General features: G+C 34.8%; 15 protein-coding genes. 6 read left to right on the top strand and 9 right to left on the bottom strand.

Going from position 1 to position 18,870, the window contains the following annotated elements:
• Positions 1-178 precede the first annotated feature (178 nt).
• Positions 179-1,462, bottom strand: a complete 1,284-nt coding sequence (locus ROY99_02605) for an IS4 family transposase (protein ID MDT3695253.1) — start codon at positions 1,460-1,462, stop codon at positions 179-181.
• A 186-nt stretch (positions 1,463-1,648) separates the two neighbouring features.
• On the opposite strand from ROY99_02605, the gene gatE reads away from it, so the two are divergent.
• Both gatE and gatD read left to right on the top strand, forming a co-directional pair.
• Complete coding sequence (gene gatE, locus ROY99_02600; protein ID MDT3695252.1) at positions 1,649-3,568, top strand: Glu-tRNA(Gln) amidotransferase subunit GatE; 1,920 nt, start codon at positions 1,649-1,651, stop codon at positions 3,566-3,568.
• A complete protein-coding gene (gatD, locus tag ROY99_02595; GenBank protein ID MDT3695251.1) occupies positions 3,568-4,962 on the top strand; it encodes a Glu-tRNA(Gln) amidotransferase subunit GatD in 1,395 nt (464 codons plus the stop codon). Before gatE ends, gatD begins: the two co-directional genes overlap by 1 nt.
• Positions 4,963-5,037: 75 nt before the next feature.
• Here gatD and ROY99_02590 read toward each other — a convergent pair whose 3' ends face one another.
• The 4 genes from ROY99_02590 to ROY99_02575 all read right to left on the bottom strand — a co-directional run bounded on the left by ROY99_02590 (position 5,038) and on the right by ROY99_02575 (position 10,652).
• On the bottom strand, positions 5,038-5,664 hold the full coding sequence (locus ROY99_02590; protein MDT3695250.1) for a hypothetical protein: 627 nt from the start codon (positions 5,662-5,664) through the stop codon (positions 5,038-5,040).
• Between the two features lie 160 nt (positions 5,665-5,824).
• Positions 5,825-7,510 carry an energy-dependent translational throttle protein EttA gene (gene ettA, locus ROY99_02585; protein ID MDT3695249.1) on the bottom strand — a complete coding sequence of 562 codons (1,686 nt, stop codon included), beginning with the start codon at positions 7,508-7,510 and terminating at the stop codon, positions 5,825-5,827.
• A gap of 179 nt (positions 7,511-7,689) precedes the next feature.
• Positions 7,690-9,627, bottom strand: a complete 1,938-nt coding sequence (locus ROY99_02580; GenBank protein ID MDT3695248.1) for an N-6 DNA methylase — start codon at positions 9,625-9,627, stop codon at positions 7,690-7,692.
• Between the two features lie 632 nt (positions 9,628-10,259).
• Complete coding sequence (locus tag ROY99_02575; protein MDT3695247.1) at positions 10,260-10,652, bottom strand: YciI family protein; 393 nt, start codon at positions 10,650-10,652, stop codon at positions 10,260-10,262.
• A gap of 234 nt (positions 10,653-10,886) precedes the next feature.
• On the opposite strand from ROY99_02575, the gene ROY99_02570 reads away from it, so the two are divergent.
• From ROY99_02570 to ROY99_02560, 3 genes are read left to right on the top strand one after another with little or no spacing between them, the layout of a single operon-like run.
• Positions 10,887-11,612, top strand: coding sequence for a hypothetical protein (locus ROY99_02570; protein MDT3695246.1), 726 nt, complete (start codon positions 10,887-10,889; stop codon positions 11,610-11,612).
• 5 nt (positions 11,613-11,617) lie between these two features.
• Complete coding sequence (locus ROY99_02565) at positions 11,618-11,989, top strand: DNA N-6-adenine-methyltransferase (GenBank protein ID MDT3695245.1); 372 nt, start codon at positions 11,618-11,620, stop codon at positions 11,987-11,989.
• On the top strand, positions 11,989-12,213 hold the full coding sequence (locus ROY99_02560) for a hypothetical protein (protein ID MDT3695244.1): 225 nt from the start codon (positions 11,989-11,991) through the stop codon (positions 12,211-12,213). The genes ROY99_02565 and ROY99_02560 overlap by 1 nt, the downstream gene beginning before the upstream one ends.
• Before the next feature lie 186 nt (positions 12,214-12,399).
• On the opposite strand, the gene ROY99_02555 is transcribed toward ROY99_02560, so the two are convergent.
• From ROY99_02555 to ROY99_02540, 4 genes are all read right to left on the bottom strand, one after another.
• Positions 12,400-13,527, bottom strand: a complete 1,128-nt coding sequence (locus ROY99_02555; protein ID MDT3695243.1) for an ATP-binding protein — start codon at positions 13,525-13,527, stop codon at positions 12,400-12,402.
• 322 nt (positions 13,528-13,849) lie between these two features.
• Positions 13,850-14,263, bottom strand: a complete 414-nt coding sequence (locus ROY99_02550) for a DUF1801 domain-containing protein (GenBank protein MDT3695242.1) — start codon at positions 14,261-14,263, stop codon at positions 13,850-13,852.
• A gap of 328 nt (positions 14,264-14,591) precedes the next feature.
• Positions 14,592-15,401 carry a choice-of-anchor V domain-containing protein gene (locus ROY99_02545; GenBank protein ID MDT3695241.1) on the bottom strand — a complete coding sequence of 270 codons (810 nt, stop codon included), beginning with the start codon at positions 15,399-15,401 and terminating at the stop codon, positions 14,592-14,594.
• 83 nt (positions 15,402-15,484) lie between these two features.
• Positions 15,485-17,479 (bottom strand): T9SS type A sorting domain-containing protein, encoded by a 1,995-nt coding sequence (locus tag ROY99_02540; protein ID MDT3695240.1) that lies wholly within the window; start codon positions 17,477-17,479, stop codon positions 15,485-15,487.
• A gap of 201 nt (positions 17,480-17,680) precedes the next feature.
• Between ROY99_02540 and ROY99_02535 the strand changes: the two genes are divergently transcribed.
• The gene (locus ROY99_02535; protein MDT3695239.1) at positions 17,681-18,829 is read left to right on the top strand and encodes an acyloxyacyl hydrolase; all 1,149 of its coding nucleotides are present in this window, start codon (positions 17,681-17,683) and stop codon (positions 18,827-18,829) included.
• Positions 18,830-18,870: the final 41 nt, after the last annotated feature.

The raw sequence follows: 18,870 nt of genomic DNA, 5'->3' as shown, positions 1-18,870 counted from the left end.
CTATCTTCCATTTTAACTTATTTAGTAAAGTTATTGAATCGAATTCGGTAAGTCAATTTCAACAATAAAAATCTCTCTTTTCTTCAGTGCTGTCCAAAATAAATTAGAAAAAGAGAAAAAGGTTTCTTAATAAGTTTTTTTGGACAGATTATAAAATAACTTCCCAAATATCCCCCTCTTAGAATAAATTTTCTTGTCTTAGTTTCATAGAAAGATCCTCTGGCGGCTTAAAAGGATTATCAAGCCATTCAGTTAATAAAATCTTTACAAACAAATTCATTCTTAGAAAAGCAATTAAATTTGATAAACTCCATCCATATTTGGATATCTCTTTTAGATATTTCAACAGCAGCAAAGTTATCAATGCTGTCCAAATCTGTATCCACATCGCATTCTCAGTTGTTCCTAAAAAAGATTTGATTTTTAAGTGTTGTTTAAGCTCTTTGAAGAATGTTTCTATCGACCATCGCTGTTTATATAGCTCTGATATTGTTTGTGCTGTCCAAGAAAAATTGTTTGTTATTATCTCCACATCTGCTTTTTCTGTTTCGGAATATACTACCACTCGTCTTAAGCACTCAGGATAATGGTCTTTGGTATCCACACCGGTTAACCTGATTTTTTCATCCTTAAGTATATGCTCATCTTTTCCTTCCGGCAAAGGAAATTCTTTTACTTGTTCATATTTGATTGCATCTTTTAGTTTTATTACAAATATTATTTTCTCTTTCATCCACCGATAGAGCATCTTAAAGTCTATGTATGCTCTGTCAGCAACTATTACTGAGCTCTCTGGTAAAAGCATATAATTTGCGTGTTTCACATCTGCTTTCTTTCCATCGGTCATATACACATATTTGGGCATACAGCCATCATAATCTAGAAGCGTATGAAGCTTTATGGCTCCTTTTTCTTTTTTATATTTTGCCCAATCGAATACTTTTATACATACGCTGATTATTGTACTATCCAGCATAAATATTTTTTTCTTAATTCCCTTAAATTTTTTCCTTTGGAAATAACCTCTCTTCTGAAAATCTTCATACAGTGAAAAGAATAACTCCCTGAACATCTGCCAGTCTCTTGTAGCATTTATGTAAGATAAAGATGATTTAGAAGGTGATTTCCTTTGAATTCCCAAATGATTCAGATTACCTGATATTGATAATAATCCATTTGTTATTTCTCTTATTGACTGACATTTTGCAAACTGACCGAATAACATCGTTACTAAATGCGTCCAGCTATTTATTCCCTTATTATGTTTATCTGTTGAGTATTCTTTTATTACCCTTGCAAAAATGTTTCTGTTTATTTTTTGTAAAATCTGACTAAAAAGTGTTACATTTACCATTACAATCCCTCGATAAAGTTTGGTGTTTTTTATTGTCAAAACAAATTTACCACCTTTATTTGAGGGATTTCTTTTTTGTCGTTTTGGACAGATATGCTTTTCTTTCATAAAACAACCCACTCATTTTATTTCTATAATTAGTTGCGATTCTTTCTTTTAATAGGATTATCAATGTTAAATTGTTGAACATATAGAGAAATTTAAATTGTATTTAAACCTTAAAAGTCACTTTCTCACTTCTATAAACTTTTCTTATTTTTCATATTAACAACTATAAATTTTTGTAGCCTACTTATGTATGATTATATTTTCAAACCTTTCAATGAAATGACCGAAGCCGATTATAAAACAATAGGCTTTAAATCCGGACTTGAAATACATCAGCAGCTTCTTACGGAAAAAAAACTTTTCTGCCGCTGCCCGGCTGGCAAGTACAGCAAAGAGTATGATGCCGAAATATTAAGACACATGCGTCCGACGCTTTCTGAAATGGGAGTTTATGACGGCACAGCACTGATGGAATTTAAAACAAAAAAAAACATTATCTATCATATTAAACGGGAAACAGTTTGTACCTACGAGATGGATGATACTCCGCCATTCTTAATAAATGAAGAAGCATTGGATATTGCGATCGGTATTGGGCTTCTTTATAACTGTAACACTGTAGATGAACTTCACATTGCAAGAAAACAATACCTGGATGGAAGCATACCAACAGGATTTCAGCGGACAGCAATTTATGCACTTGACGGATGGATTCCGTATAAAGATAGAAAAATCAGAATTGTTCAGATGTCGATAGAAGAAGATTCCTGCAGAGAAGTTTCTGATATTGGACACGAAAGAGTTTACCTGACTGACAGATTGGGAATGCCTTTGATTGAAACTGTTACAGAGCCAGCAATGAAAACACCGCAGGAAGCTGCTGAGGTTGCCTGGCAATGCAGTAAGCTGGTAAGAAGCACTCACAAAGTACGCAGAGGAATGGGTGCTGCACGTGAAGATGTTAATGTTAGTGTTGAGGGTGGAACTCGTGTTGAGATTAAAGGAGTTTCGCAGATAAGTATGATTCCAATTCTTACATACAACGAAGCAATGAGACAGTGGAATCTTTTAAGGTTAAGAGAGGAATTGAAAAAAAGAGGAATCACTGATGAAACATTTAAAGCTGAAGATTTTGATGTTACTAATCTCTTAAAAAAAGTCAATTACGCTCCACTTAAAAATGCAGTTGATACTGGAATGAAAATTTGTGCAGTTGTGTTAAAGGGATTTAAGGATCTTCTGCATTGGCAGACACAAACTGATACTTATTTCTCTAAGGAAATTTCTGATCGTGTCAGGGTTATTGCTTGCTTAACAAATATTCCTAATATAATTCACTCCGATAGCAAAAGCGATACAATCACTTCTTCAGATTGGCAGAAGATAAAAAAGTTTGCAAATGCTAATGATGATGATACAATGGTAATAGTATGGGGCAGTAACGAAGATGCAAAAACAGCAGTTAATGAGATTATCATTCGTGCTAAAGAAGCCACAATCGGAATTCCATCTGAAACAAGACAGGCTTTAAGTGATGGAACAAACGGCTTTGAGAGAATTCTTCCGGGTGCCGATAGAATGTATCCCGATACAGATCTTCCCCCAAAGAAAATTACTAAGGAAAGACTGGAAAGAATTAAAGCATGGTTACCTGAACAGTTCTGGAAAAGAATTGAATGGTATAATAAACTCGGAATCCCAAAGGAGACAATTGAAGAACTATCAATTTCCCGGTATGCAGAGCTTTTTAAAAAAGCAGTAAATGAATGGAAGGTGAATCCAACAACCGCAGCAGTACTTCTTATTCAATATCCTAAAAGATTAAAAAAGACAGAATATTTAATTGAATGGCTTAACGAAGATATGTTTGAGAGTGTTCTCAAAAATCTGGCTGATAATAAAATTCCTGAAGATAGTTTATTTACAACATTTAAAACTGTAGCCGAGCTTGGAACATTTACCGCTGAGGTGGTTCTTAATCCTGCTAGCGACAAAGAGATTGATGATGCAATTGTTAAAGCGCAAGCTGATTATAGTAAAATGAAAATTATCAATCCGGAAAAGAAAAATAAATTATTGATGGGAATGATAATGAAAAAACTTCGAGGTAAAGTTTCTGCAAAAGATATTGCTCAGCGAATCGGTTTTGCGAAAGGAGTTAAATGATGGATGAAATAAACTTAGAGGATTTTAAAGGATACCGCGGAGCTGCACTTAACACTTTGCATAAATTTAATTCTCCTGTTTGGAGTGATGTCGAAATAATAACTGAGGATGGAAATTATAAAGGACTTGTTCTGCCACGCTCTGAAACTGCTGATGAATTTCATATCGTTTTAAAAATGCCGATTGGTTATAACATCGGTATTGCAGCAGAAAAAATTAAAGAGATAAATATATTCGGAAGAAGAGAAGCTAAGTATAAAATTCCTGAAAAGGATTTTCCTTTTGATCCTAAAAAACCAAATGTAAAACTGCTTGGCACAGGCGGAACAATAGCATCACGATTGGATTACAGAACCGGTGCAGTTATTCCTGCGTTTTCTCCTGGCGAACTTTACGGTTCAGTTCCTGAACTTGCAGATATATGTAATCTGGATACAGAAAAACTTTATGGTGTTTTTAGTGAAAATATGGGACCCGAGCAATGGATTGGTCTGGCAGAAGCAATCGGAAGAGAAATTGAAAAAGGTGTTCAGGGAATTGTGATCGGGCACGGAACTGACACAATGCATCATACTGCTGCGGTTTTATCTTTTATGGTGCAGGATTCTCCGATTCCAATTGTTATGGTCGGTTCGCAAAGATCCAGCGACCGCCCGTCATCTGATGCAGCGTTGAATCTGATTCATTCTGTAACAACAGCTGCAAAAAGTGATATTGCAGAAGTTATGGTTTGTATGTTTGGTCCCACAAGTGATCTTTATGGATTGCTTCACCGCGGAACAAGGGTAAGAAAAATGCATTCAAGTTATCGCTCAACTTTTAGAACGATTGGTGATATTCCGATTGCAACTGTTAGCCGTGAAAAGATAACACCTCTAAGGGAGGATTATAAAAGGAGAAGAAACGATAACAGTGTTAAAGTAAATGCAGTGTTTGATGACAGGGTTGCAATAGTTTACTATTATCCGAATATGAAACCCGATATGATCGATTCACTTATTGATAATGGTTATAAGGGGATTGTAATAGCAGGCACAGGACTTGGACATGTTAACAAGCCGCTTTATCCGGCATTGAAACGAGCTAAAGAAAATGGTGTTGCTGTTTATATGACTGTGCAAACACTTTGGGGTTACGTGCAGATGTATGTTTATGATACCGGAAGGGATATGATGGAACTGGGTGTTATTCCTGCAGCAAATATGCTGCCCGAGGTTGCATTTGTAAAACTCGGCTGGGCATTAGGGCAAACAGACGATCTGCAAAAAGTAAAAGAAATAATGTTAACACCTATTGCCGGAGAAATAACCGAACGTGAACCGAGCAATGGTTATTTAATATATCAGGGTGGATTGCCTGAAGTTGAAGATTTTATTAAGCAGTATAGAAAATAAAAATTATCTCTGCGGCTTTGCGTCTCTGCGTGAAAGAATTTTTTCTCGCAAAGACGCTAAGACGCGAAGCCAGAATTACATTTCCTTAAAAGTTACTCCTGATGGTAATTCAAACATTTTAGGATCAACAGATGTTTCCTCTATTTTGGTTGCTTCGATAATCATATCCTTACCGCTAAAATTAGTAATTGATTTTACCATAATATTTTTCCAAATCCAGGTTGTAATTGGTGTGCTGCCAAACTCAGCACTGTACTTTTTACACTCCTTTCCGTCAATGGTTTCAGAACCTAGTTCTTTTACTTTATATTCTTCCATCAAACTTTTGTCTGCCTTGGAATAATCAAAATCATTTGTGAACCATTTTGTTTTTATACCTTCGGTTTTGTCATCCTCAAACTTATAATTGAAGCCATCAATTCTTATCTCAGTAGTTTTTGATTTAGCGATACCAAGATCGATAGAAGTTATAAAAACTTCCTTTGCGCCGTAGTCATCAAAATACAATTCCTGCTTTGCACCCATTGGTGCATTGTAAAGAATTATACCTGATTTAATCTCATATCTTTGTTTAACAACGGGTTTTGGAGCTTCTTGATTTATGCTTGTTTGCTGATTACCGTCTTCTGGTTTAGATTCTTCCGTTTTAGAACAAGCAATTATAAAAGCAAATGCGAGTAATGTAAAAAATAGTTTTTTCATGATGTACCTGAGCCTCTCCTGTTTGTTTGTAAATTGTTAATTATATATCAGTTTTAATCCCTATAGAACACGGATAACGCAGGTTTCGCGGGTCTTCGCGGATTTAATCTGTATTAATCCGCGCTATCCGTGTCATCAGCGTTCTATTGTCTATGTGCTCTTAACTCCTCGTTAAATGCCGGTACTTAATTCTGTGCGGCTGGTCAGCTTCTACGCCTAAACGCTCTTTACGTTTCTCTTCATACTCGGTGTAGTTGCCATCAAACCAAACCACTTTGCTTTCACTTTCGAAAGCCAAAATGTGAGTTGCTATTCTATCTAAAAACCATCTGTCGTGACTTATCACCAAAACGCATCCTGCAAACTTTTCAATTCCTTCTTCAAGTGCACGCAAAGTATTTACATCAAGATCGTTTGTTGGTTCATCAAGCAGAAGAACATTTGCCCCTTGTTTTAACATCATTGCGAGATGCACGCGGTTTCTTTCTCCACCCGAGAGCATACTAACTTTTTTTTGCTGATCAGCACCTGAAAAATTAAACTGAGCAACATAAGCGCGCGAATTAACCTGTCTGCTGCCGAGCATAATTGTATCTTCTTCGTTAGAGATTAATTGCCAGATACTTTTTCCTGGATCAAGTGCATCTCTTGATTGATCAACATAAGACATCTTTACAGTTGAGCCGATCTTAATATTTCCACTGTCCGGCTTTTCTGATCCGGTTATCATTTTAAACAAAGTAGTTTTACCGGCACCATTTGGTCCGATAATTCCTACAACTGCACCCGGCGGAATTGAAAAGGTAAGGTCTTCGATTAAAATATTATTTCCATAAGATTTTTTCAGATTTTCAATTTCGATTACAATATCGCCTAAACGTTCTGCAACCGGAATGTAAAGCTCAAGCTCTTTTTGTCCTTTCTCTTTTTCTTCTTTAAGAAGATTATCGTAAGCTGTAATTCTTGATTTTGATTTAGCGTGACGTGCTTTTGGACTCATTCTTATCCAATCAAGTTCGCGTTGTAAAGTTTTTTGTCTCTGGCTTTCCTGTTTTTCTTCAACACGCAGCCGTTCTTGTTTCTGTTCTAGCCAGGATGAATAATTTCCCTTCCATGGAATTCCTTCGCCGCGGTCAAGCTCAAGAATCCATCCGGCAACATTATCAAGAAAATATCGATCGTGAGTTACTGCAATTACAGTTCCTTCATACTTTTGTAAATGCTGTTCAAGCCAGGCAACTGTTTCAGCGTCGAGATGATTTGTCGGTTCATCAAGTAAAAGTATATCAGGTTTTTGAAGAAGCAATCTGCAAAGTGCAACTCGTCTTCGTTCGCCGCCGGAAAGAACTTTACATAAAGTTTCAGAAGGAGGGCAGCGTAAAGCATCCATTGCCATCTCAAGCCTTGCGTCAAGGTCCCATCCTCCCATTGCTTCAAGTTTCTCCTGCACGGTGCCCTGTTTTTCAAGCAGCGCTGTCATTTCGTTATCATCCATCGGTTCAGCAAATTTTGCATTTATTTCATCATATTCTTTTAGCAAATCAACTACTAGCTGAACACCTTCCTGCACAATTTCCTTGACAGTTTTATTATCATCAAGCTGAGGCTCCTGTTCAAGATATCCGATAGTAAATCCGAGAGATACTACAGTTTCGCCATTAAAATTTTTGTCAACACCGGCAAGAATTTTTAACAGTGATGATTTACCCGATCCATTTAAGCCGATTACTCCAATCTTTGCACCGTAGAAGTATGAAAGGTAAATATCTTTTAATACAGGTTTGTTGTTATAAAATTTACTTACTCCCACCATTGAGTAAATAATTTTATTAGGTTCGCTGCTCATTTTGCTCCTTAGTGAGTAGTTAACCTTTAAGGCAAACTACACTTTTGCTTTTTTTTGATTTTGTAACATGTAAAAATAGGTAAAGTGTCTCTAATGTCATTCCCGCTCAAGCTAATATTTTTTATAGTTTAATTATTTTGTTGTTAAAGCGGCTGGATATTTTAACTCCAGTTAAAAGATTATTTGGAAGCTAAAATATATTTTTGTTCAGATTCAGAAATATCTAATAACTTAAATATTAGTAAATCAAGTTCAGCGTTAGTTTTTCCCGACAAAATTATTTCATCAACAAGCTTAACAATTTTGTTGTAAATCTTTTCACTGAATATGGGCAAAGGCAGCTCTTCAAGATTTCCTCTCAAAACTTTTATTGTGTTGAATTTTTTAGAATAAATAAACTGATATAAAGAAGAATTAAAAAGCGCCAAAACAACTTTAACCGGATAGTTAGTAATTGTGGGAATAAGAATATTTGCGCTATTAAGAGTAAGCTTTTGCTTATCGTCATAGGCAAATACAAGTTTGTCAGATATAAATCTGTAAATCAATTTTTCTTTTGCCCGATATTTTTCAATCGGGGCAGTTTGCTGAAATTTTCCCGGCTCAAATAAAATAAAATCAGAAGCCTTGGAAAGAATGTATTTGTTTACTTCTTTACCCCTATATATTTCTTCATAACCATTATTTATGGAATCTTTAAGAAATTTTTTGTTATCTCCGGTAACAATCCCAAGAGCCCATTCAGCATTATTCTTTAATGTATGATGAGGCTTCCTATAAACCTTTTCGATTATTTGACTATCCTCATTATTTGTTTCAATATCAAAAATATAATCGGGATTTGTTCGAAAGCGCTGCTGATCTATGGTAAATGATATCTTATTAATAATTTGAACAGGATGATTTGTTGTGCTTTGTTTTTTTAAATCAAGTCTGATTACATTGGTAAAAACATTTGTGAACACACGCCCCAACTTTACAATTTTCAAAACAGTTGTGCTATTTAAAATTTCTTTACGGATATCATTATGAACTTTAATATTCAGTACAGCTTCGGGAAGAATAAAAGATAAAATCCCATTCGGTTTTAGCAATCCAATGCTTTTAAATAAAAAATATGAAAATGATTCTAATGAAATAATTTTAGGATAAAGAGATTTTAACATGCTTAAGCTGTCGCTCGGAAAATGTAAACCCCAAGGCGGATTTGTTATTATTAAATCAAATCCATCCGGAAGATCACTTTGACTAAAAAGAGAATTGGTTTTTAATTCTAAAAGAGTATCCAAGTGAAAAACGTTAGGTTCAAATTCTTGTGCTGGGTATGCCATAATTAAATTTAATTTACAAATAAATACAGCCACTCTATCTATATCGAGTCCGTAAATCTGTACTGGATTTTTTATAAGACCATTTAAATTCAATAAAAATTGACCAGTCCCACAACACGGATCTAAAATTGTTGATTCATTTTTAATATATTCTTTAACAATATCATCAACAATGTTTTTGGGTGTATAATAGGAACCTTGCTTTGCCTTATCGCCCTCGCTTTTAATTGATTGATAAAGAAGACCCAACACATCTGATTGTGTTGGGATATAGAATTCTAAAAGTTTTGTATAAAATTCACTCTTTGAAACATTAGGGAGAGTTGAATAATAGCTTCTTAAAATTTTTTTCAGATATGAATTCTTAAAATACTCTTTGTTAAAACTCAAAATTTCCGAAAAATTATTTGTGAGGATGAATTTTTCAGAAATCAATACATTTAGAGCTAAATAAAAAACAGCAGGCTCTAATTCTAAAGAATGAACTGAAACATAGTTGGTGATTGTTGTTAGCCACTCATTTGATTTATCAATTTCACTGTATTCTTTTGGAATAAATTTTTTAGCAGAGCTTCTCTTGTTTGCACGAGTATTTAGTCTGTATATCTCGCCTGATTTTATTTTCTCTTGTAAATTTAGAACATCCTCCTCTGCAAATAAAGCTGAGCCTTCTTCATAAAAGGGTTTTAAATAATTATGACGTATCCAGTTTTTTATGGTGGCATTTGATACTCCGATTTGCGAAGCAGCGTTACTAATGGTTAAATATTTTTTCCCAGACTTCATTTTTGGTTTGATTCAAAATATAATCAGCAATTTCGTTTTGGTTCATTAAATACTCATTAAATTCCGTGATGTTTTTATTTATAGTTCCAATTTGATATTCTATACTACCACGATGCTGATGTGAAATATATGTATTCTTTCTGACTTCTTCTTTTGTTAAAACTCAATATTGAATTGTATCGGTCTAGACATCACTAAAAAAATAATCACAAGAATTCGGCCTCATTGTTGATAATTCATTTCGTTGTTGCATTCAAAAATAAATAATTGAAGTTATAAATCTACGATTGCCAGGCTGTCACTGCAGTGAGTGTGTCGGAATAACAAATAATTGATGGTAGTCGTAAGCTTAAGCTTGAGTTTACAGTTTATTTTCGTAGACATAAAGTCTGCGGCTACCAGTTTTCGGACAAACAGATGACAGTGAGGGTCAAATGAAAGTCACTCACTTTTTATTGCTCTTACCTGATCGATTCCAATTTATCGGGATAAGAACCGAAATCTATTAAGCAGCTTAAAAAATGGATTCAGTTTCAAGCACGGAATCACATTTATTAAGATTGCTTCGTCGTCCTTGTCTTCGACTCCGCTCAGACTGACGGACTTCCTGAAATAACAGAGACGGAAAAGATTCACTCCAAACATCCGCCGGGCAATGTCCACCACGGATGTATTTCGTACGCAAGACGACCAGCCTGAATTGCAGGATCATCTTTCAGAAGTTCTTTTACTTCTTCTTCTGTTGCAACGTCGAAAATAAAAATTCCTCTCCAGCTGCCGTCATCACCAAAAGGACCGGCTATCTGAAGTTTTCCCGACTCACTCATCTTGTTGATATTTGCCATATGTCCCTCCTGAATTTTCACAAGACTGAGCGAATCAATCGCATTTGCGTTTGGTCCCCGTACCAGCATTACAAAATAGTATTGCTTTAGTTTCGGTGCTTCTGTTTTATTTTCTTCCTGCTGTGAGAATGAACTGACAGAGGTTAGAAGGAAAAGTGTTAATAAAAGGTTTTTGAGCATATAGTTACTCCAAATGTTAAGATTTAAAATTATTTTATTCTCAAGAAAGATTTGAATATAAAAGATTAGTTGCAAAGATGAGAAGTATATACGAAAAATGATGGTAATTATATTCACTTCACTTTCGATCTATTGATTATCTAACATATATTAGATCATTAAAAGTTTTTTTTCTATTCTATAATCAAGTTGAAAATATTTACACTCAACAAATTCATTGCTGGAGACAATCTTATGAAGCAATATGAAGCAGTTATAGAGGTTATGAAATCCAATAGTGGTTATTCCACATTAGGAAATTTATATCAGGAAGTTTTTAAAATCGAGAAAGTCAAATGGGGCACAAAAACACCTTTTGCATCAATCAGACGCATAGTTCAGGATGATCGATACTTTTTCAAAATCAAACCTGGATTGTGGGCATTAAAAGAGGAAAGAGACAAAGTATTGAAACTCTTTGATATTCAAAAAAAGAAACCTGAAAGAGAAGTTGAGTTCAACCACTCATATTATCAGGGATTGTTACTTGAAATTGGAAAGCTTAAAAAATTTCAAACCTTCATCCCCAATCAGGATAAGAATAAAAAGTATCTTGAAAGACCTCTGAAAGATTTTGCTACGATAGAAAAGTATTTCAACTTCACTTACGATTTTATCATCGATAGAGCTTCCAGAATAGATGTATCATGGTTCAACGAGAGAAATTTTCCGCAAGCACTGTTTGAGGTAGAGTATTCGACAGATTTTAAAAATTCTCTCTTAAAATTTCTCGAGTTACAAGATTTCAATGTTGATTTTCGAATTGTATCAGATAAAAAGAATCAAAGACAATTTAAAAATGTAATAAATTACACTGCGTTTAAATCCATCGAACATCGTGTAAAATTTTTACCTTATGATATTATTGCAGAACTTCATACAAAGACATTTGAACTAAGTCTTATAGAAAAAGATTTTTAATCTGAATGAAGAAGAAAATTTCACTACAAGCTCTGAAAGAAGAAAGCAGTAAACCGAGATTAACAAGCGGACTTTTCACCAGCCGCACTGAGGAATGGGAAACTCCGGATTACGTTTTTTTTGCTTTGAAAAAGGAATTTAATTTTCAAGTTGATGTTTGTGCGACATCTGAAAATGCAAAGTGTAAAATTTATTTTGATAAGTCAGTTGATGGTTTAAAAAGGGAATGGAGCCCATTCCGATGCTGGATGAATCCACCGTATGGTCGTGATATTGGTAAATGGATGAAGAAAGCGTTTGATGAAAGTCAGCGTGGTGCTTTGGTAGTTTGTTTAATCCCAAGTAGAACAGATACTAAGTGTGGCATGATTGGGTAATGAAATCCTCAGAAGTTCGCTTTGTTAGTGGAAGAATAAGTTTTGGTAATTCAAAAAACTCGGCACCTTTTCCTTCATGTATTGTTATTTACTTTCCCGAGCTTGATAATCCCCATAAACTTTCTGTTCCTGTAATCAGGTCAGTTTCTTTTGATAAATCAAAACAAAAAATGAAATTTCTTTCGGGTTCAAATCTAGAGAATGATAACCTGCTCCAATATTAAGTGAGAAAACCTCTCTCGAATTGCCTGGTCAATAAAAAAGTAAACGCACGAAAGATCCTGAAACAAGTTCGGGACAGTATTCAGGATGACTGTGCTTCACTTCCTCAAAAACTCCCTTTTCAAACTTGACAAACTCTGCCCGTGGATAATACATCCAGCGAAATTGCTTGCTTTGTTTCGGAAAGGCTACACGGATATTCTTTCGAGCCATCTCTCCAGGAAAACATCATAAATAAAATAATCGTTCCCTTCTTTATAAATCATTTCTTTGCTCAGCAAAGATTTTACGGCTGAGTGCACTGAACTCGGTGTACCAAGATTATGTTTGGAGATAAAATCTTTTGAGGTGATAAGCTGAGCATTCCCCTCAAGAGCAACGGCAGTTAAAACTTTCCACTGATAACCCGTAAGTAGGTTCCTGTAATTAATATAAACGGGTTCGTTTTCTTTGAGTATACTTTCTAGAGTATTTCTTACAAGTGATCCGGTAATGGTGTTGTCTTTTAAAGCATAGAGTCGGTTGCACAGGAATTGAACGTAGTAAGTATGTAAACGACAGATCTCCAATATTTCTACTGCTGTGCTGACGGAGATTTTCTTCTTCCCCTTTTCAAATTTTGATATAATAAAATCAACGTACTCTTTCTCGGGAATACGTTCAAGCTGCATCATCTCTGTGCTCTGGTAAAACGGGTTTCCATACTTGCTGAAAATAGAAAGTAAAATATGCTTCTGACTTCCCGAAAAAATAAAATTGACATTAACAGCACGCTGTATGTTTGTTCTAAGTACTGCTTCAACATTTTTTTCGGGATAATTTGTAATCTGCTGAAATTCATCTAATGCAATAATTATTTTCTTTCCACTTTCTTTCAGATATTTGAATATTTTTTGCAATGACCTGTCAGCATCGTCAACAGACTGGATATTAATTTGCAAAGTTGGAGTTCCGGTTTGAGGATCAAAAGAGATTACCGGTCTTATCCCGCTGAAAATTTCTCCAATTTTCTTAATGAACATTTCCTGCTTTGATTCCAGCTTACCAAGTAGAGACGAAGCGAATAAATTAATAAGGCTGCTGAGATTTGTAGTTGGTAGAATATCTAAATAGAAGAGATGTTTCATTTTTTCCGGCTTTAATTTATTGAATACATGTTCAATAAGCCCAGTTTTGCCAAGACGACGGATGGAAAAAATCGTTATGTTCCGTCCGTTGGCTAATGCACTGATTACTTTGTCAGTTTCTTTTTCCCTGTTGCAGAAGTACTCCGGGGAATAATATCCTGAAACTAAAAACGGATTATCTGGTTTCATATTTTACGTTACGAACTTTTCGTAACGAAACTTACGTATTATCTTTCAACTATCCAAGCTGTTCATGATAACTTTTCTTAGTTGGTTGGAAATACTATTTCCCCCAAAACTCTCTTATCAAAGCAAAAAGTTTTGAAGGTTCTTCCACTTGCGGATTGTTTCCGCTCGCCTATTTCGAGGCTCGTCAATGACGGCTTTTTTCAACAGCACAAAGATGACATCTTTCTATATCACTTCTTGTGATCCTGAAACAAATACAGATCCCGAAACAAGTTTGGGTTGACAAAATACTGGTTCTCGGACAGACTCCCTACAGTGTCATTCACTTTATCATCGCAGCGGTGTTAATTAATTTTTCCAGAACCTTCAGATCAACATCTTCCAGTTTATTAATGTAAAGACAGCCGACGCCGGTTTTATGTTTGCCAAGCTTTTTCAACTCAGCGGAGTGCTTTTTGATATCAAGCACAAGATGTAAAGATATGTTTGCCTTTCTTGGGGAGAAACCAATCTTAAACCATTCTACTTCTCTTCCAGTTGCAGGGCTTTTATAGATCTTATTTCCAAACCCAATCATCGAGCTTCCCCACATTTTAGGTTTTTCATTTGAAGCTTTTTCCATCATCTTAAGTAGTGTAAAGCTGTCTTTTCGTTTCACTTCATCTTTAACTGAGTTGATAAAGTCTTCAACGCTTGCGCTGGTTTCTTTTGTTTTTATTTGTACTAACCTGCCCATTATTAAACCGGTTTTATATTGTTTAAAATAATTAGAATGAGTTTATTAATAATATAATATTTCCAGACTTAAATTAAACAGCAGCAAAAGTATATGTTGATTAAGATTCAGTTTTTCTGTGATAAGCAAAAGCTTTATTCTTTTCCAAAAATATTAGATGGAATTTTGTGGTAAAAATCTGCTGATAGTTTCTGTACATTCAGCCGAAGATAATGTAAAAAGATTTTTTACCAAGCTAATTGTTCCGATTACAGAATAATTTTTTTATATAAAAAAAGGATTTAAACCAACTTATGATTTAAATCCTTTTAATAAACAGGAGCTATAACTATTTCAGGAATGTCATTTTTTTTGTTTCTGCAAAGTCGCCGGCTTTAATCGAATATAAATAAACACCGCTTGAGAGATTCTGACTTCCATTAAGATGACTATTAAACATAACTTCATACGTACCTGCTGGTTTATACTCATTAACCAATACTGCAATTTGGTTTCCAAGTATGTCGTAAATCTTTATCTGAACTAACCCCGATTCCTTAATTGAATATTTGATGTTTGTTATCGGATTAAAAGGGTTGGGGTAATTCTGGAAAAGAGCAAATTGTTCAGGATGTATATTATGTTCTTCAACATTAACAGGTGAATCAACAACATGAATGATAAAGTTTTTACCAAAGTTCCACTTATCCAGATCATTAGGATTTCCATCTCCGTTTACACTATTGCCAACAGAGTATAAAGTATCTGTCAGAATTGAATCAGGAGCAGCATAATTGAAATTCCACGATACAGTATCATTCTCAAAAGGATTTGGTAATGAGTGAGTTAATTCTCCTGAGATAAGTTTTGCAAGTGTATCAAGCGGACTTAATTGACCGGTGTAACTGGCAATATTAAATCCTCCCTCTACAGCAGGACCGCCAGTCATAAACAGTTTGAATTGTGCTGTAATATTTTTTTGTAATGTATCTGGTCCTTCAATCCAAACATTTACAGAATCATTTGGTGAAAAATTATGACAAATACATCCGATTCCGCCATCTCTCATTGTCATTCCGGCTATACCATGAAAATAGCTGCTGTTTGCATAAATTATAAAAGATAAAAAAATTAGTACAAGTAGTATGTTAGCTTTCATTGTTAACTTTCTTAAAAATATAGTCCCGAAAAAAATCGGGACTTAATAATTGTGAAAAAATATATAATATAATCTCTGGTACATTAGCGCAATAACAGCATTTTTTTTGTTGATTTAAAGCTCACACCATTTGCTGCTGATGTTTCAAGTGAATAGATATAAGCCCCGCTTGATAAATTTTGAGCATCGAAATCAATATTGTGAACCCCTGCCTGAAAACTCCCTTCTGAAATCTTTGTAATTTCCTGTCCAAGCATGTTAAATAATTTTATTGTAACATCAGCTTCAACCGATAAGTAAAAAGAAATAGTAGTACTGGGATTAAATGGATTCGGATGATTCTGATAAAGGATAAAGTTATCCGGCATTGGTCCTGTAACTTCAATGGAATTATAAATTGTTGACGATCCGTTAAAATCAACTTGCTTCAATCGGTAATACTGTACACCTGCTGATATATTCTGAACCACGAAGGAATAAGATTTCATTTCAGAAGTTGTTCCGGATCCTGGTACGAATCCAATTTTGCTGAAGTCTTGGTTATTTATACTATACTCAATTTCAAATCCGTGGTTGTTAAGTTCTGTTGCAGTTATCCAGTTTAATGTAACTGAGTTATCAATAACATTTGCTGAAAAAGAAACAAGTTCAACAGGCACAACTGAATTTCCGAGCTGTCCATCAGGATTTATATCCTGAGCATAAATTCCGCCGGCATCAAAACGATTATCACCCCAGGCGAGTTTACAGTTTTTATATACATCCACAGTAGATACTAACTGAAGTTTATCACTTGTTGGATTGGAAAGAACTGTGAAGTTACCTGTCCACAAAAAATTACCGTTGTCATCACAGGCAAATCCTTCAACTTTATCATTCAATCCTGAAGAATTACCCTCCAGATAAAAAAGATATGCTTTACCACTGCCCATTTCAGAGGTAAGATAGCTTATTGAAGCTGTAGAGCTTAAGTCTTTAAATATTTTTCCGTTATCTGTCCACTGTCTTGTTCCGTTTGAAGAAAATTTTTGACCGGTTATTCCATTTTGGTTTTGATTTGGTTCTGTTTCCATCCAGAATACATAAGTTGAGTTTGTTGAATTATCAAAAGTTACTACAGGATTAAACTTATGTCTGTTTGCAAGCAATGAAGCTTCGGCACCATTTACAGGAAAGTAAAGCGTCCCGGTTGATGAAACTCTTTGAACAAAAGCGCTTTGAAGATTATTATTGTCACGATCATCATGCCAGGCAATCAAACCGCCGTAACTATTATCTGAGTAAACTTCTGGAACTGAAAATGCGGCAATTGCCCCGATGTTCTGAATGCTAACATCCCAGCTTACTATACCGTTTGAGTTTAGTTTTTTTGCACGCAGTTTAACTGTTTGTGCAGGAAAATTACCGGTAGTTGCTGTATGAAATAAAATTACCCCGCCGCTGTCGGATGTAACTATATCAGGATAATTAAGACCCTCGGTAGCAGATTGAAGTATAATCGGATTTGATCCCCAAAGTTTTGTTCCAGCCGGAGAAATTTTTTGAAGTCCGACCTGTGATCTTGCTGTGCTGATTATCCATGCAACAACAATATTTCCATCATTGGTTTTAGCAAGCTTAGGATTTGGCTGAAAGTCTGAAGTTGGATTAAGAACAATTCCATTATTTCCCCAAAGAAAATCACCAGTCGGAGAAATTGCGTAAACAACAGGATTAAGATTACCGCCGTTTCTGATATCACTAAAAGCAATAATTGCATTATCATTATCATCAGCAAGTAAATCATAATCTGTAATCCAGGTATCCTGCGGATTATTACTTACGAGTAATCCATTTGGTACCCATAGCTTATTACCCAAAGGATCTAATCTTTGCAGATAAACATTGTAACTCCCGCTTCTCGTATCGAACCAGGAAATATAGCATCCGCCATCAGAGGTAGAAACTATTTTTGCGAGTGCTTGTTCGCCGGTAGTATCACAAACAGTAAGATTAAGAGCTGGATTTGATGACCATTGAGCTGTTATACCAACGGTTAAAAAGATAAAAATTAAAAGAAAACTTTGTATGGTTTTCATGGCATACACACTCCTTTTAAAAAATAAATAGATGGGATAACTGTTTTTATTAACTTAGAAAATTCTGATTTCAGTTACAATTAAAATTTTATATTTACATTGATTCTTTTTTAAAATACTGTTTTATAATATAAACAGTTGTTTGGTCAAATAGATTTGTTTTTTTGAAAAGTCAATGGTTTATTTTATCTGCATAGAAATATGAATATCAATGTTAAGAACATAATTATTATGTTTGTCCTGTTTTCAATCTTTAGCGCTGCACAACTGTTTTCACAAAACAGTGATTTTCAAAATACTGCAGATGATAAAACAGAGCAGACAGAAAGAACTTCAGTCAGGGTTATTGGTGCAGGTTTTTTGACTGGCTATATGATTTCGCATGCAAAAGAGGTCGTTAATTTACGAGGTTTGCATCCGCAGGTGTATGAGCTTGATTATAGCTGGCATTTAAATAATGATGAAGTGTGGAATGATTGTCATTGTTATCCGCGGATAGGTGTATTTCTTGCTTATCATAATTTAATCAACAAAGAAGTTCTTGGCGAAGGCTATTCAGGTGGTTTGTCTTTTACATATTTCTTTGGAATACCTGATTTTTTTAATCCGCATTTAAAAGGAAAAGCAGGGTTGTCTTATTTAACAAAACCTTTTAACAAAGAAACTCATCCGGATAATATGGCTTATGCTACTCATTTAAATTTTTTAATATCTGTTGGGGCAGGAATTTCGTTAAGACCTTTAGACAATCTGGAAATACAGTTCGATGGAAGTATGAATCATCAATCAAATGCAGCTATACTTGAACCAAACGGAGGTATAAACTATTGGGCAATCTCTTTATCTACAAATTACTTTTTAGATAAACCGGATTTTTATGAACGAAACATTCCCGATCCTTATTTAACACATGAGAAAAAAACACGCTGGGATTTATCTTTTTCCTGGGGAATATCTTCAATGCCATATCCGATGCCTGGGCAAGTACCAATGTATGGAATTACAGTTTTAAGAAGCTGGCAGTTTGGAAGAGTTGCTGCATTTACACTTGCAGGAGAACTTGAAAGAAACGGAAGAGCTGTTGAAATAAACAGACGCAAAAATCCAGGAACCAATGTTGATCCGTTCAGAGCTTCAGTTTTGACAGGGGTAGAGTTTTTAATGGGCAGAACAATATTCAGCATTCAGATTGGAGGATACGTCCACAGACCATTTAAAGAAAAGGATGATTTTTATCAGAGGTGGGGATTAGTTTATAATATCTGGAATAGTTTTTATGCGGGTATTAATTTTAAATCTTATCGTAATTCTGCCGATCATGTAAGTGTTAGGTTTACTTATTCTTTCTGAGTGATCAAAAGTTAACAATCACCAATTATAAGCGCACATCA

The organism is Ignavibacterium sp., from assembly GCA_032027145.1.
Lineage (GTDB): Bacteria > Bacteroidota > Ignavibacteria > Ignavibacteriales > Ignavibacteriaceae > IGN3.
This window is presented reverse-complemented; position numbering and strand designations above follow the sequence as displayed.

Bases quoted from the DNA above. Each gene is read 5' to 3' on its own strand.
- ROY99_02605 (MDT3695253.1), bottom strand. From the start codon at position 1,462: ATGAAAGAAAAGCATATCTGTCCAAAACGACAAAAAAGAAATCCCTCA.
- gatE (MDT3695252.1), top strand. From the start codon at position 1,649: ATGTATGATTATATTTTCAAACCTTTCAATGAAATGACCGAAGCCGAT.
- gatD (MDT3695251.1), top strand. From the start codon at position 3,568: ATGGATGAAATAAACTTAGAGGATTTTAAAGGATACCGCGGAGCTGCA.
- ROY99_02590 (MDT3695250.1), bottom strand. From the start codon at position 5,664: ATGAAAAAACTATTTTTTACATTACTCGCATTTGCTTTTATAATTGCT.
- ettA (MDT3695249.1), bottom strand. From the start codon at position 7,510: ATGAGCAGCGAACCTAATAAAATTATTTACTCAATGGTGGGAGTAAGT.
- ROY99_02580 (MDT3695248.1), bottom strand. From the start codon at position 9,627: ATGAAGTCTGGGAAAAAATATTTAACCATTAGTAACGCTGCTTCGCAA.
- ROY99_02575 (MDT3695247.1), bottom strand. From the start codon at position 10,652: ATGCTCAAAAACCTTTTATTAACACTTTTCCTTCTAACCTCTGTCAGT.
- ROY99_02570 (MDT3695246.1), top strand. From the start codon at position 10,887: ATGAAGCAATATGAAGCAGTTATAGAGGTTATGAAATCCAATAGTGGT.
- ROY99_02565 (MDT3695245.1), top strand. From the start codon at position 11,618: ATGAAGAAGAAAATTTCACTACAAGCTCTGAAAGAAGAAAGCAGTAAA.
- ROY99_02560 (MDT3695244.1), top strand. From the start codon at position 11,989: ATGAAATCCTCAGAAGTTCGCTTTGTTAGTGGAAGAATAAGTTTTGGT.
- ROY99_02555 (MDT3695243.1), bottom strand. From the start codon at position 13,527: ATGAAACCAGATAATCCGTTTTTAGTTTCAGGATATTATTCCCCGGAG.
- ROY99_02550 (MDT3695242.1), bottom strand. From the start codon at position 14,263: ATGGGCAGGTTAGTACAAATAAAAACAAAAGAAACCAGCGCAAGCGTT.
- ROY99_02545 (MDT3695241.1), bottom strand. From the start codon at position 15,401: ATGAAAGCTAACATACTACTTGTACTAATTTTTTTATCTTTTATAATT.
- ROY99_02540 (MDT3695240.1), bottom strand. From the start codon at position 17,479: ATGAAAACCATACAAAGTTTTCTTTTAATTTTTATCTTTTTAACCGTT.
- ROY99_02535 (MDT3695239.1), top strand. From the start codon at position 17,681: ATGAATATCAATGTTAAGAACATAATTATTATGTTTGTCCTGTTTTCA.